The sequence below is a fragment of the Curtobacterium sp. BH-2-1-1 genome (genome assembly GCF_001806325.1).
In the GTDB taxonomy this organism is placed as follows: Bacteria; Actinomycetota; Actinomycetes; order Actinomycetales; family Microbacteriaceae; genus Curtobacterium.
The window spans coordinates 26,482-39,233 of record NZ_CP017580.1 but is presented as its reverse complement, the minus strand read 5'-3'; the positions used below and the strand labels follow the sequence as shown (position 1 = coordinate 39,233).

Genomic DNA, 12,752 nt, shown 5'->3' with positions numbered 1-12,752 from the left:
GTGTGAGTGACACAGAAGCAACTGCAACAGCACCCCGTCGCGTCGTCGTCGCCGAGGACGAGTCGCTCATCCGCCTCGACATCGTCGAGATCCTCCGCGACAACGGGTTCGACGTCGTCGGCGAAGCGGGTGACGGCGAGACCGCCGTGCAGCTCGCGACCGACCTCCGTCCCGACCTCGTCGTGATGGACGTCAAGATGCCGCAGCTCGACGGCATCTCCGCCGCCGAGAAGCTCTCGAAGAACCACATCGCCCCCGTGGTCCTCCTCACGGCGTTCAGCCAGAAGGACCTCGTCGAGCGTGCGACCGAGGCCGGTGCCCTCGCCTACGTCGTCAAGCCGTTCACGCCGAACGACCTCCTGCCCGCGATCGAGATCGCCCTCTCGCGGCACCAGCAGATCATCACGCTCGAGGCCGAGGTCGCCGACCTCGTCGAGCGCTTCGAGACCCGCAAGCTCGTCGACCGCGCCAAGGGCCTGCTCAACGAGAAGATGGGCCTCACCGAGCCCGAGGCCTTCCGCTGGATCCAGAAGGCCTCGATGGACCGCCGCCTGACCATGCACGACGTCGCCAAGGCGATCATCGAGCAGCTCAGCGCCAAGAAGTAGCGACCCGGGCGCGCACCAGGCCGACCACCTGGCAGGGTGGAGCCATGGACGACGTGGTGATCCGTGCCTCCAGGGCCGACGACATGCCGGCGGTGGCCGACCTGCGATGGCGGTGGAGCGTCGACGAAGGCGGTGCGACGCCGGACGTGACCCCGGACGAGTACCGCGAGGCGATGTCGGCGTTCGCCGCCGCCCACCCCGACACGCACCGCTGCGTCGTGGCCGAACGCGACGGCCGGGTGCTCGGCATGGCGTGGCTCGGGCTCGTCGCACGGCCCCCGACGCCGGACCGACCCGGGCGACGGCTGACCGCTGACGTGCAGACCGTCTACGTCCACCCCGACCTGCGGGGCGCCGGCGTCGCGAAGCGCCTCGTGACCGCGTTGCTCGACGTCGCCGACGAGCTCGGTGCTGAGCGGACGTCGGTGCACTCGAGCGTCGAGGGCGAGACGCTCTACCGCCGCCTCGGGTTCGGCGACGCCCGACTGCTGCTGCAGCGCCCGCCCGAGGACTGACCCGTCATCCGCGCGCCGGGAGCTGCTGCAGCGTCCACGCGTTCTGGTCGGGATCGGTGAAGAACACGAAGCGTCCCCACGCCATCTCGTCCACCCCGATCGCGTCGACGCCGAGCCCCCGCAGGTGCGCGAGGGCCTCGTCGGCGTCCGGGACGACGACCTGGATCGACTTGAGCGAGCCGGGGACGACGTCCGGGGACATGATGCCCTCGCCGAACGCGATGGAGCAGGCGGACCCGGGCGGGGTGGCCTGCACGAAGCGGAGCTCGTCGGAGACGCGCTGGTCGTGGTCGATCGAGAAGCCGATCCGTTCGTAGAACTCGCGGGATCGGTCGACGTCGCTGACGGGGACGAGGATCAGTTCGATCCTCCAGTCGGTGGCGGGCACGGGTCACTCCTTCGTGACGCCCGCCGGGGTCAGCGGGCTTCGCGGATCATGTTGGTGATGCGCACGGTGGAGCAGCGCCGCCCCTGGTCGTCGGTGAGGACGATCTCGTGCGTGGTGAGCGTGTTGCCCAGGTGCAGTGCCGTGCAGGTACCGGTGACCAGGCCGTTCGTGGCGCTCCGGGAGTGCGAGGCGTTCAGCTCGATGCCGACCGCGTACCGGCCGGGACCGGCGTGCACGTTCGCGGCCATCGACCCGAGGCTCTCGGCCAGGACGACGTAGGCGCCGCCGTGCAGGAGTCCGACGGGCTGACGGTTGCCCTCGACCGGGATGGTGCCCACCGCGCGCTCGGCCGTGAGCTCCGTGATGACCATGCCCATCTTCTCGGCGAGCTCGCCCATCCCCCGGTCGGCGAGGCGTTCGTCGACGGTCCCGGTGGTGGCAGCTTGGTCGGTCACGCTGGCGGACTCCCGTGTCGGATGGCGTCGGTAGGCTGTCCGGGTGTCGGACTCCGCAAAGCCTACCCTCATGGTCATCGACGGCCACTCGCTCGCCTTCCGGGCCTTCTACGCGCTGCCGGTCGACAGTTTCGTGAACCGCGACGGGCAGCACACGAACGCCATCCACGGCTTCATCTCGATGCTGCTCATGCTGCTCCAGCGCGAGAAGCCGACCCACCTCGCGGTCGCGTTCGACATCTCGCGCTTCTCGTTCCGCACGCGTGAGTACGAGGACTACAAGGGCACCCGCTCCGAGACCCCGGCCGAGTTCAAGGGCCAGATCCCGCTCCTCCAGCAGGCGCTCGAGGCGATGGGCATCACCACCGTCACGAAGGAGGACTACGAGGCCGACGACATCCTCGCCACCTTCGCCCGCCAGGGCTCCGAACAGGGCTACCAGGTCTACGTGGTGTCCGGCGACCGCGACTCGATCCAGCTCGTGAACGACGACGTCACGCTGCTGTACCCGTCGGTCCGCGGCGTCTCCGAGCTCACTCGGTACGACCGCGACAAGGTGTACGAGCGGTACGGCATCGAGCCGCACCAGTACCCCGACATCGCGGCGCTCGTCGGCGAGACCAGCGACAACCTCATCGGCATCGACAAGGTCGGCGAGAAGACCGCGGTGAAGTGGATCACGGCGTACGGCTCCCTCGACGGCGTCCTCGAGCACGCCGACGAGATCAAGGGCGTCGTCGGCAACAACCTGCGCGAGCAGAAGGACCGGGCGATCCGCAACCGGAAGCTCAACCGGCTCGTGAACGACGTGGAACTGCCCGTCGGGCCGGCTGACGTCGCACTCCGTCCCCTCGACGAGGCCGCGGTGCGCGAGCTCTTCGCGAAGCTGCAGTTCCGCACGCTGCTCGACCGCGTGTTCAAGGTCGCGGGCTCCGGCGAGCCGTCGGAGTCCAGCGCGGTCGAGGGCTCGGTCGACAGCGGTGCGCCGACGCCGCCCGCGGTCAAGACCCTCATCGACGAGGAGCTCGGCTACTGGCTCGAGCGGCGCAACGCGGCCGAGGCGGCGAACGGCTACGGCGTCGCGGTCGAGGTCATCGACGGCCGCCTCAGCGCGATCGGCATCGCCACGCACGACGACGCCGTCCTCGTCCCGGGCGGCAGCGGCGCGAAGGACTACGAGCAGCTGTCGGCGTGGTTCGCCTCCGACGCCCCGAAGCACTTCCACGACGCCAAGACCGCGATCAAGGCACTCGCCACCGTCGGCTTCGAGGTGAACGGCATCGCCGGCGACGCCCGCCTGACCGGGTGGCTCGCGCAGCCGGGCAAGCAGGGGCAGCCCCTCGCCGACCTCGTCTACCAGGAACTCGGCGAAGAGCTCCCCACGGCCGACCCGAACCAGCTCGTCCCCGAGACCGACCCGGTGAACGTCGGCGTGCACGCGTGGTTCGTGCTCCGGGTCACCACCGCACTGCGCGCCCGTCTCGACGAGTCCTCGCTCACCGTCCTCGACGACATCGAGCTCCCGCTCGTCCCGGTCCTCGCCGACATGGAGACCACGGGTGTCGCGATCGACCGTCCGGTGCTCACCGGGCTGTCGCACGACCTGGGGGAGCGCGCGGCCGAACTCGCGCAGCAGGCCTTCGCCGAGATCGGGCACGAGGTGAACCTCGGGTCGCCGAAGCAGCTGCAGGAGGTCCTCTTCACCGAGCTCGCGATGCCGAAGACCCGCAAGACGAAGACCGGGTTCTCGACCGACGCCGCGAGCCTCGCCGACCTGCAGGAACAGCACCCGCACCCGTTCCTCGGCCTGCTGCTCCAGCACCGCGACGCCACGAAGCTCCGGCAGATCGTGGACACGCTCGACGCCGCGATCGTCGACGGACGCATCCACACCCGGTACGAGCAGACCGGCAGCAGCACCGGCCGCATCTCCTCGACCGACCCGAACCTGCAGAACATCCCGGTGAAGACCGCGGTGGGGCGGCGGGTCCGGTCGGCGTTCGCCGTCGCCGAGCCATACACGACGCTCATCACGGCCGACTACTCGCAGATCGAGATGCGCATCATGGCGCACCTGTCCGGTGACCCGGGTCTCATCCAGGCCTTCAACGAGGGCGAGGACCTGCACCGGTTCGTCGGCGCCCGGGTGTTCTCGGTCGAGCCGGCCGACGTCACGCCCGAGATGCGCACGAAGGTCAAGGCGATGTCGTACGGCCTCGCGTACGGCCTCAGCCCGTTCGGCCTGTCGAAGCAGCTCCGCATCGAGCAGTCCGAGGCGCGCACCCTCATGAACGAGTACTTCGCCCGGTTCGGCGCGGTGCGCGACTACCTGCGCGGTGTCGTCGAGCAGGCGCGCGAGGACGGCTACACCGAGACCATCTTCGGCCGCCGTCGCCCGTTCCCCGACCTGAAGAGCCCGAACCGCGTCCTCCGCGAGAACGCCGAGCGCGCGGCGCTGAACGCGCCGATCCAGGGCTCGGCGGCCGACATCATGAAGATCGCGATGCTCGGCGTCGCCGCCGACCTCCGCGACGGCGGGCTCGCGTCGCACCTGCTGCTGCAGGTGCACGACGAGCTCATCCTCGAGGTCGCGCCCGGCGAGCAGGAGCGGGTCGAGGAGATCCTCCGCACCCGCATGGGCGGCGCGGCCGAGCTGACCGTCCCGCTGGACGTGTCCGTGGGCGTCGGCCCGAACTGGGAAGCCGCTGCGCACTGAGGCGCGACCGCCTGCTGGACTGGAGGCACGGTGCAGGCCCGCACCGCGCCTCCAGTCCCGCAGGTTCCGCGTCGTGAGCGGTCGTGGATAGGGTCGTGAGCATGACCGATGACCGTCCCGTCCGCCAGCCCTCCGCCGTCGACCGCGTCGCCGAGGACTGGGTGTCCACCCTCGTCGATCTCGACCCGACCGTCGCCACGTACATCGGCGTCCCGGGGCGCACGGGGGAGTACGGCGACACGTCGCCCGCCGGTGCGGCGGCCATGGCGGACGCGGCGCGCGCCGCGAAGCGTGCGCTGGACGCCGCCGACGCGGTGGACGCCGTCGACGAGGTGACGAAGACCGACCTCGGCGCCGAGCTCGACCTCGTCCAGGAGTCCTTCGACCGCAAGCTCCACCTCCGCGACCTCAACGTCATCGCCAGCCCGGCGCAGTCCGTGCGCGACGTCCTCGACCTCATGCCGACCGCGACCGAGTCCGACTGGCAGGACATCGCGAGTCGGCTGCACGCGCTCCCCGACGCGATCGAGGGCATCCGCGAGACCCTGCTCGAGGGAACGCGCGAGGACGTCACGCCCGCTCGTCGCCAGGTCGCGCTCATCGCCGAGCAGGCCACCCGCACCGGTGCGGCGGACGGCGTCTTCCGGCAGCTGGTCGACGGCGCCGCGTTCGACGACGGTGGTCCGGTGCCCGAGCCGCTCCGGGCCGAGCTCGCCCGCGGGGCCGAGGTCGCCGCTGCTGCGTACCGGTCGTTCGGGCAGTTCCTCGAGCACGAGCTGATGCCGCTCGCCACGCCGGTCGACGCCGTCGGGCGCGAGGCGTACGAGCTGCACTCCCGGCGGTTCCTCGGTGCGGTCGTCGACCTCGACGAGACGTACCGGTGGGGGATCGAGGAACTCGCGCGGATGCGTGACGAGCAGGAGCGCATCGCCGACCGCATCGAGTCCGGTGCGAGCGTCGCCCGGGCGATCGAGGTCCTCGACGCCGACCCGGCGCGGGTGCTGCACGGCACCGACGCCCTGCAGCGGTGGATGCAGGAGACGAGCGACGAGTCGATCCGGGCGATGGACGGCAAGTACTTCGACATCGCCGACCCGATCAAGCGCCTCGAGTGCCGGATCGCCCCCACGCAAGAGGGCGGGATCTACTACACCGGCCCGTCCGACGACTTCTCGCGCGCCGGCCGCATGTGGTGGTCCGTGCCGCAGGGCGTCACCGAGTTCGGCACCTGGCGCGAGAAGACGACGGTCTACCACGAGGGTGTCCCCGGCCACCACCTCCAGATCAGCCAGGGCGTCTACAACCGCGGCGAGCTGAACACCTGGCGTCGGCAGCTGTCCGGGTCCTCGGGGCACGTCGAGGGCTGGGCGCTCTACGCCGAGCGCCTCATGGAGCAGCTCGGCTTCCTCGACGACGACGGGGACCGGCTCGGCATGCTCGACGGGCAGCGCATGCGTGCTGCCCGGGTGGTGCTCGACATCGGCGTCCACCTGCAGAAGACGAACCCCGACGGTGGCGCCTGGACGTGGGAGTACGCCCTCGACTTCATGCGCCAGAACGTGAACATGTCCGACGAGTTCGTGCAGTTCGAGGTGGCGCGCTACTTCGGCTGGCCCGGGCAGGCGCCGTCGTACAAGGTCGGTCAGCGCGTCTGGGAGTCCATCCGCGACGAGGTGGCCGCCCGCGAGGGTGCGTCGTTCGACCTCAAGGCGTTCCACCACCGGGCCCTCGCGCTCGGCAGCATCGGTCTGGACACGCTCCGCAGCGCCCTGCTCGGCTGATCGATCGGGGCCGGCACGATCCGACACGCCCGGTTGTGGGCGCTCGCTCGCTGCGGTTAGACTTGTGCGGCGCAATCCGCGCTCACCAAACACATCGCCAGGACGGCTCGAACCGGCATCCGGTTCGGACCAGGGGGTCGCTCCCTCGCCGTCTCGGCCCGACTCATGTCCGTTCGGAGCAATCTCTACATGACAACCACCACGACCAAGGCTCCCAAGCAGGTCGCCATCAACGACATCGGCTCGGCTGATGACTTCCTGGCCGAGGTCGAGAAGACCCTGAAGTTCTTCAACGACGGAGACCTCATCTCCGGCACCGTCGTGAAGATCGACCGCGACGAGGTCCTCCTCGACGTCGGTTACAAGACCGAGGGTGTCATCCCCTCGCGCGAACTCTCCATCAAGCACGACGTCGACCCCAACGAGGTCGTCGAGGTCGGCGACGAGGTCGAGGCCCTGGTTCTCCAGAAGGAGGACAAGGAAGGTCGCCTCATCCTGTCGAAGAAGCGTGCGCAGTACGAGCGCGCCTGGGGCGACGTCGAGAAGATCAAGGAGTCCGACGGCGTCGTGACCGGTACGGTCATCGAGGTCGTCAAGGGCGGTCTGATCGTCGACATCGGCCTCCGCGGCTTCCTCCCGGCGTCGCTCATCGAGCTGCGTCGCGTCCGCGACCTCACGCCGTACCTCGGTCAGGAGCTCGAGGCGAAGATCCTCGAGCTCGACAAGAACCGGAACAACGTCGTCCTCTCGCGCCGCGCGCTGCTCGAGCAGACGCAGTCCGAGTCCCGGACCACGTTCCTCAACAACCTCCACAAGGGCCAGGTCCGCAAGGGCATCGTGTCGTCGATCGTCAACTTCGGTGCGTTCGTCGACCTCGGCGGCGTCGACGGTCTCGTCCACGTCTCCGAGCTCAGCTGGAAGCACATCGAGCACGCCAGCGAGGTCGTCGAGGTCGGTCAGGAAGTCACCGTCGAGATCCTCGAGGTGGACCTGGACCGCGAGCGCGTGTCGCTCTCGCTCAAGGCCACGCAGGAAGACCCGTGGCAGGTCTTCGCCCGCACCCACGCGATCGGCCAGATCGCACCGGGCAAGGTCACGAAGCTCGTGCCGTTCGGTGCCTTCGTCCGCGTTGCCGACGGCATCGAGGGCCTCGTGCACATCTCGGAGCTCTCGAACAAGCACGTCGAGCTCGCCGAGCAGGTCGTCTCGGTCAACGACGAGGTCTTCGTCAAGATCATCGACATCGACCTCGACCGTCGTCGCATCTCGCTCAGCCTCAAGCAGGCGAACGAGGGCGTGGACCCGGAAGGCTCCGAGTTCGACCCGGCGCTCTACGGCATGCCGACCGAGTACGACGACAAGGGCGACTACAAGTACCCGGACGGCTTCGACCCGGAGACGAACGAGTGGCTCGAGGGCTTCGACACCCAGCGCGAGGAGTGGGAGCGTCAGTACGCTGCCGCCCAGTCGCGTTGGGAAGCCCACAAGGCGCAGGTCGCGAAGACCATCGCCGACGAGGCGCAGGGTGGCTTCGACCTCCCGGCGACCGCTTCGTCGTCGTCGTCCTCGACGTTCGCGACCGAGTCGAACGGTCAGGGCACCCTGGCCGACGACGCTTCGCTCGCAGCGCTCCGCGAGAAGCTCAGCTCGACCAACTGATCGAGCGGCGCAGCCGTACCGGAAGCCCGGCATCCCTGAGAAGGGGTGCCGGGCTTCCGGCCGTTCCGGAGGTGGCGGGTCGGTAGCCTGTCGGTGTGCGCATCATCGGTCTCACGGGCGGCATCGCCGCGGGCAAGTCCACCGTCTCCGGCCGCTGGGCCGAGCACGGCGCGGTCGTGGTGGACGCCGACCGGCTGGCGCGCGACGCCGTCGCTCCCGGCAGCCCGGGCCTCGCGCAGGTCGCCGAGCGGTTCGGCCCCGGCGTGATCGCCCCCGACGGTTCGCTCGACCGGCCGGCACTCGGCGCGATCGTGTTCGCCGACGCCGCGGCGCGGAAGGACCTCGAGGGGATCACCCACCCCGAGGTCTGGCGTCTCGCCCAGGCGGCATTCGACGCAGCCGAGGCAGCGGACCCGGACGCCGTCGTGGTCTACGACGTGCCACTGCTCGCCGAAGCCCGAGGGAGCCGGCCGCTGCGGTTCGACGCGGTCGTGGTGGTCGACGCACCCGCTGCCCAGCGGATCGAGCGGCTCGTGGAGCACCGCGGCATGCCCCGCGACGAAGCCGAGCGCCGCGTCGCCGCGCAGGCGAGCGATGCCGACCGCCTGGCGCTGGCCGACCACGTGGTGGACGCCACCGGCACCCTCGCCGACACGATCCGATCCGCCGATAAGGTCTGGGAGCGCATCGGCCGATGAAGCACCGGGTGCTCCTGGTCCTCGCGGCCGTCCTCCTCGTGGCGATCGGTGCCGCGTCGCTCGTCGCGGCGAACGTCCTCGGTGGCGATCGGGTGGCGGAGCACGGCCGGGTGTCCGCAGCCGACCGACCGCGCGGCGACGAGCACGGTCCGGCCGGAGAGTTCCACCGCTTCCGCCTCGGCACGATCAACGGGCAGCGGCTCGAGCCGAACCGTGACGACTTCGCGGCACGCACCGACTCCGGCGGCCCGCTGCTGCTGTTCCTGCCGGCGACCCGAGCCCGGCCCGCCGACTACCAGCTGTTCCTGTCCGCGGCGCTGCGCGACGGGTACCACGTGCTCGGGCTCGACTACTGGAACCTCGGCAAGACGCTGTCGGGGACGTGCGAGGCGGATCCGCACTGCTACGGGCAGGTGCAGCGGAACCGGTTCGACGGCACCCGGCCGACACGGTTCAGCTCGGTGCAGCCGGCCGGTTCGATCGTCTCGCGGTTCCGTGACGCGATCGCCTACCTCGACGACCACGACCCGGACGGCGGGTGGGGACGGTTCGTCCAGGGCGACTCGGACATCGCCTGGCAGGACATCGTGGTGGCCGGGCACTCGCAGGGCGGCGGCGAGGCGGCGTACATCGCGCACATCCGGCCGGTGCGGGGCGCGCTGATGTTCTCCTCGCCCGTGGAGTCGTTGGGCAGCGAGCACGCGGCCTGGATGGACCGCCCGGGGCGGACACCGGTCGCCCGGATGTACGCGATCGACGACGTGCGCGACGTCTTCGGCCCCCGGATCCGCGGCTCCTGGAAGGTGCTCGGGCTCGACGGTCCCGACGGACCGTTCCGGACCGACACCGCGCCGCCCGGACCCGACGAGGACCCGCACGCGATCCTCACCGACATCGCGGTGGGGTCGCCGGCCGAGTCGCACTCGCGCACGATCAAGGACACGACCCCGATCGGCCGCGACGGGCTCCCGCGGATGGAGGCGCTGTGGCAGTGGCTGCTCCACCGGTTCTCATCGGACCCGTCATAGGATCCCGCAATACTCTGAGTCCGTGCAGCAAGCAGGCGAAGGACCCGACCTGCGCTCGACCATCCGTGCCCGCGCGGCGCAGGACGGGGAGCGCAGCTACCTCGAGGACGCACGCAGTGACCGCGTCCTGACCTACCGCGCGCTCGAGGACGCGGTGTCCGCGTGGTCGTCGACCTTCGACGCGATCGGGGTCGCGCCGTCCGGGGCGGTCCTGGTCGACCTCGCCGACCCGCTCTCGTTCGCGGTCGTGCACCTCGCCGCCCTCGCGACCGGTCGGCGGGCGATCCCCGTCGACACCGGACAGCCGACCTCGGAACCCGGCCGTCTCGCGGACCTGATCGGCGGTGCCTCGCTCGTGGTGTCGGACCGCGCCGTGGACGCGACCGTCCCCGGGGCGCCGGCGAGCGGGATCGACGCGGCCACGTTCCTCCCGGCAGCCGTCCGCGACGGCGACCTGCCGTCGGAGAACCCGGACGCACCCGGCGAGGGGTCCGTCGTGCTCTTCACCTCCGGCTCCACCGGCACCCCGAAGGGCGTCGAGCTGCCCGAGTCGCAGCTGCTGTTCGTGGCCCGGGCCGTGGCGCAGCACAACCGCCTCACGCCGGAGGACCGCGGGTTCAACTCCCTCCCGCTCTTCCACGTGAACGCCGAGGTCGTCGGGTTGCTGGCGACCCTCGTGGCCGGCGGGACCCTCGTGCTCGACCGGCGGTTCCGTCGCACCGGCTTCTGGGAGCTGCTCGCCGCGCGCCGGATCACCTGGCTGAACGCCGTCCCGGCGATCCTCGCGGTCCTCGCGAAGACCGGTCCGCTCGACTTCCCCGAGGGGCTCCGGTTCGTCCGCAGCGCGTCCGCTCCGCTGCCCGATCCGGTGCGGCAGGCGCTCGGCGACGTCCCGCTCGTCGTCAGCTGGGGGATGACCGAGGGGGCGTCGCAGATCACCGCCACGCCGCTCGGTGCACCCGCACGCGTCGGGACCGTCGGCGTGCCGGTCGGGTCCGAGGTGCAGGTCCGGGGCGAGGACGGCACGGCGCTGCCCGCCGACGAGGTCGGTGCCCTCTGGATCCGCGGCGAGGGCATCGTCGACCGCTACCTCTTCGGTCGCGCAGCCGAGCGGTTCGACGCGGACGGCTGGTTGAGCACGGGCGACGTCGGATCGGTCTCGGCGGACGGCTGGGTGTCGCTCGCCGGTCGCTCGGACGACGTCATCAACCGGGGCGGCGAGAAGGTGTACCCCTCCGAGGTGGAGGACGTGCTGCTCGGCGACGACCGCGTGCTCGAGGCCGTGGTCGTCGGGCGGCCGCACGAGGTCCTCGGCGCGGTGCCGATCGCCTACGTGATCCCGCAGCCGGACGAGGCCGTGGACGCCGAGGCCCTGGTCGCCGACCTCACCGCGCGGGCCGAGGCGCACCTCACACGGTTCCGCCGTCCGGTCGAGATCGTCGTCGTGCCCGACCTGCCGCGCGCGCCGACCGGCAAGGTGCAGCGGGCGAAGGTGCGGACGATGGCCGAACACCCGTGACCGACGCCGCCACGCCCACCGCCGACGCCGCCACGCCCACCGCCGACGCTACCGACCGTCGGGTGCAGACGCCGACCCGCACCGCCGAGGGGAAGCCGCGGCACCTCTACGAGGTCGACGTCCTCCGCATCCTGACCTTCGCCTGCGTCATCGGCGTGCACACCACCAGCCACACGGTGGCCGCCGACGACGTCCCGCTGAACGCCCTGCTCGGCCTGCTCCACTTCACCCGCCTGGTCTTCTTCTCGCTGACGGCCTTCGTGCTCGTCTACAGCTACACGCTCCGACCGCGGCCGATGGCGCAGTTCTGGCCGAAGCGCTTCCTGCTCGTCGGCGTGCCCTACCTGGCGTGGTCGTTCGTCTACGTGGCGTCGTCCTGGCTCCTCAGCGCCACCCGCCGGGGCGACGTGCCCGACCTCGTGCGCACGTACGCCGAGGGCATCGTCACCGGCGTCTCCTGGTACCACCTCTACTTCCTGCTCGTGACGATGCAGGTGTACCTGCTCCTGCCGGTCATCGCGTGGCTGGTCCGGAGGACGCGCGGCCACCACGTCGCGGTCCTCGCCGTGACGCTCGTGTTCCAGCTCGTGGTCTTCGCCGGGTACAAGTACTTCCCCGCCAGCGACGCGTGGATGCACGGCTACCAGAAGCAGTTCTTCTTCTCGTACGTGTTCTTCATCGTGTCCGGCGCGATCGCCGCCGACCACGCGGATGCCTTCCTCCGGTTCATCCGGGTGCACCGCCGCGCCGTCCTCTGGGGCTTCGCGGGCGTCGGCGCGCTCACCCTCGGCGTGTGGTGGCTGCAGGTCGGTCTCGGGCAGTCGCTCTACGCCGCCGGCACGCCCCTGCAGCCCGTCCAGGTGCTCTGGAGCAGCGCCGTGTTCGTCGGGTTCCTGGCGATCGGCGCGCGCTGGGCGGATCGGCGCCGGCGCGGGAGCGCGCTCGCCCGCGTCGTCGACCACGGCTCGGACCGGTCGTTCGGCATCTTCCTCAGCCACCCGTTCGCGATCTGGATCCTGCTGTACGGCGACAGCTGGCTCGAACGGGTCGTGCCCCAGCCCTGGCTCACGCTGGTCACCTATGTGCTCGTGCTCGTGCTGTCGGTGGCCGTGACGGAGCTGTTCCGGTGGACGCCGTTGAGCGTGCCGCTCACGGGGCGGCCGTCGTTGTCGTCGCGTGGGCAGCGGGCGGCGCGGGCGCGGAAGCGGGAGGCGGCTGCTCGGGGTGCGGGTGCCGGTGCCGTGCCGGTGGTCCCCCCGGAACCGCGGGTCGAGCCGGTCGAGCCGGTCGAGCCGGACGATGCGCTCGTGGGGGAGACGGACGACGTCGGGCCGCGGTCGACGCGCTGAGCGCGTCCGTTGATGGGGCGTCGCCCGCACCGCGTG

The 12,752-nt window shown here is 70.9% G+C and carries 11 protein-coding genes; 9 read left to right on the top strand and 2 right to left on the bottom strand.

Translation table 11 applies throughout. The features are described 5' to 3' along the window. The first annotated feature begins 2 nt into the window (after positions 1–2). Complete coding sequence (locus tag BJK06_RS00160; RefSeq protein ID WP_022905562.1) at positions 3–608, top strand: ANTAR domain-containing response regulator; 606 nt, start codon at positions 3–5, stop codon at positions 606–608. Between the two features lie 44 nt (positions 609–652). Further along, entirely contained in the window at positions 653–1,123 is a 471-nt protein-coding gene (locus BJK06_RS00155; protein WP_070416223.1) for a GNAT family N-acetyltransferase, read from the top strand. A 4-nt stretch (positions 1,124–1,127) separates the two neighbouring features. Here the strand turns inward: BJK06_RS00155 and BJK06_RS00150 are convergent, their stop codons facing one another. Both BJK06_RS00150 and BJK06_RS00145 read right to left on the bottom strand, forming a co-directional pair. Further along, positions 1,128–1,511: a VOC family protein gene (locus BJK06_RS00150; RefSeq protein WP_070416222.1), complete on the bottom strand. Its 384-nt coding sequence runs from the start codon at positions 1,509–1,511 to the stop codon at positions 1,128–1,130. A 29-nt stretch (positions 1,512–1,540) separates the two neighbouring features. Beyond that, positions 1,541–1,909 (bottom strand): PaaI family thioesterase, encoded by a 369-nt coding sequence (locus tag BJK06_RS00145; RefSeq protein WP_070419052.1) that lies wholly within the window; start codon positions 1,907–1,909, stop codon positions 1,541–1,543. A 100-nt stretch (positions 1,910–2,009) separates the two neighbouring features. On the opposite strand from BJK06_RS00145, the gene polA reads away from it, so the two are divergent. From polA to BJK06_RS00110, 7 genes are all read left to right on the top strand, one after another. Continuing rightward, positions 2,010–4,682 (top strand): DNA polymerase I, encoded by a 2,673-nt coding sequence (gene polA, locus BJK06_RS00140; RefSeq protein WP_070416221.1) that lies wholly within the window; start codon positions 2,010–2,012, stop codon positions 4,680–4,682. A gap of 101 nt (positions 4,683–4,783) precedes the next feature. Then, the gene (locus tag BJK06_RS00135; protein ID WP_070416220.1) at positions 4,784–6,463 is read left to right on the top strand and encodes a DUF885 domain-containing protein; all 1,680 of its coding nucleotides are present in this window, start codon (positions 4,784–4,786) and stop codon (positions 6,461–6,463) included. Between the two features lie 189 nt (positions 6,464–6,652). Further along, positions 6,653–8,122, top strand: a complete 1,470-nt coding sequence (gene rpsA, locus BJK06_RS00130) for a 30S ribosomal protein S1 (protein ID WP_070416219.1) — start codon at positions 6,653–6,655, stop codon at positions 8,120–8,122. Positions 8,123–8,217: 95 nt separating this feature from the next. Next, positions 8,218–8,820, top strand: a complete 603-nt coding sequence (gene coaE / locus BJK06_RS00125) for a dephospho-CoA kinase (protein WP_070416218.1) — start codon at positions 8,218–8,220, stop codon at positions 8,818–8,820. Continuing rightward, positions 8,817–9,848 (top strand): hypothetical protein, encoded by a 1,032-nt coding sequence (locus BJK06_RS00120; protein ID WP_070416217.1) that lies wholly within the window; start codon positions 8,817–8,819, stop codon positions 9,846–9,848. The genes coaE and BJK06_RS00120 overlap by 4 nt, the downstream gene beginning before the upstream one ends. A gap of 22 nt (positions 9,849–9,870) precedes the next feature. Further along, positions 9,871–11,367 carry a class I adenylate-forming enzyme family protein gene (locus tag BJK06_RS00115; protein WP_070416216.1) on the top strand — a complete coding sequence of 499 codons (1,497 nt, stop codon included), beginning with the start codon at positions 9,871–9,873 and terminating at the stop codon, positions 11,365–11,367. Next, entirely contained in the window at positions 11,364–12,716 is a 1,353-nt protein-coding gene (locus BJK06_RS00110) for an acyltransferase (protein ID WP_070416215.1), read from the top strand. The genes BJK06_RS00115 and BJK06_RS00110 overlap by 4 nt, the downstream gene beginning before the upstream one ends. Positions 12,717–12,752 lie beyond the last annotated feature (36 nt).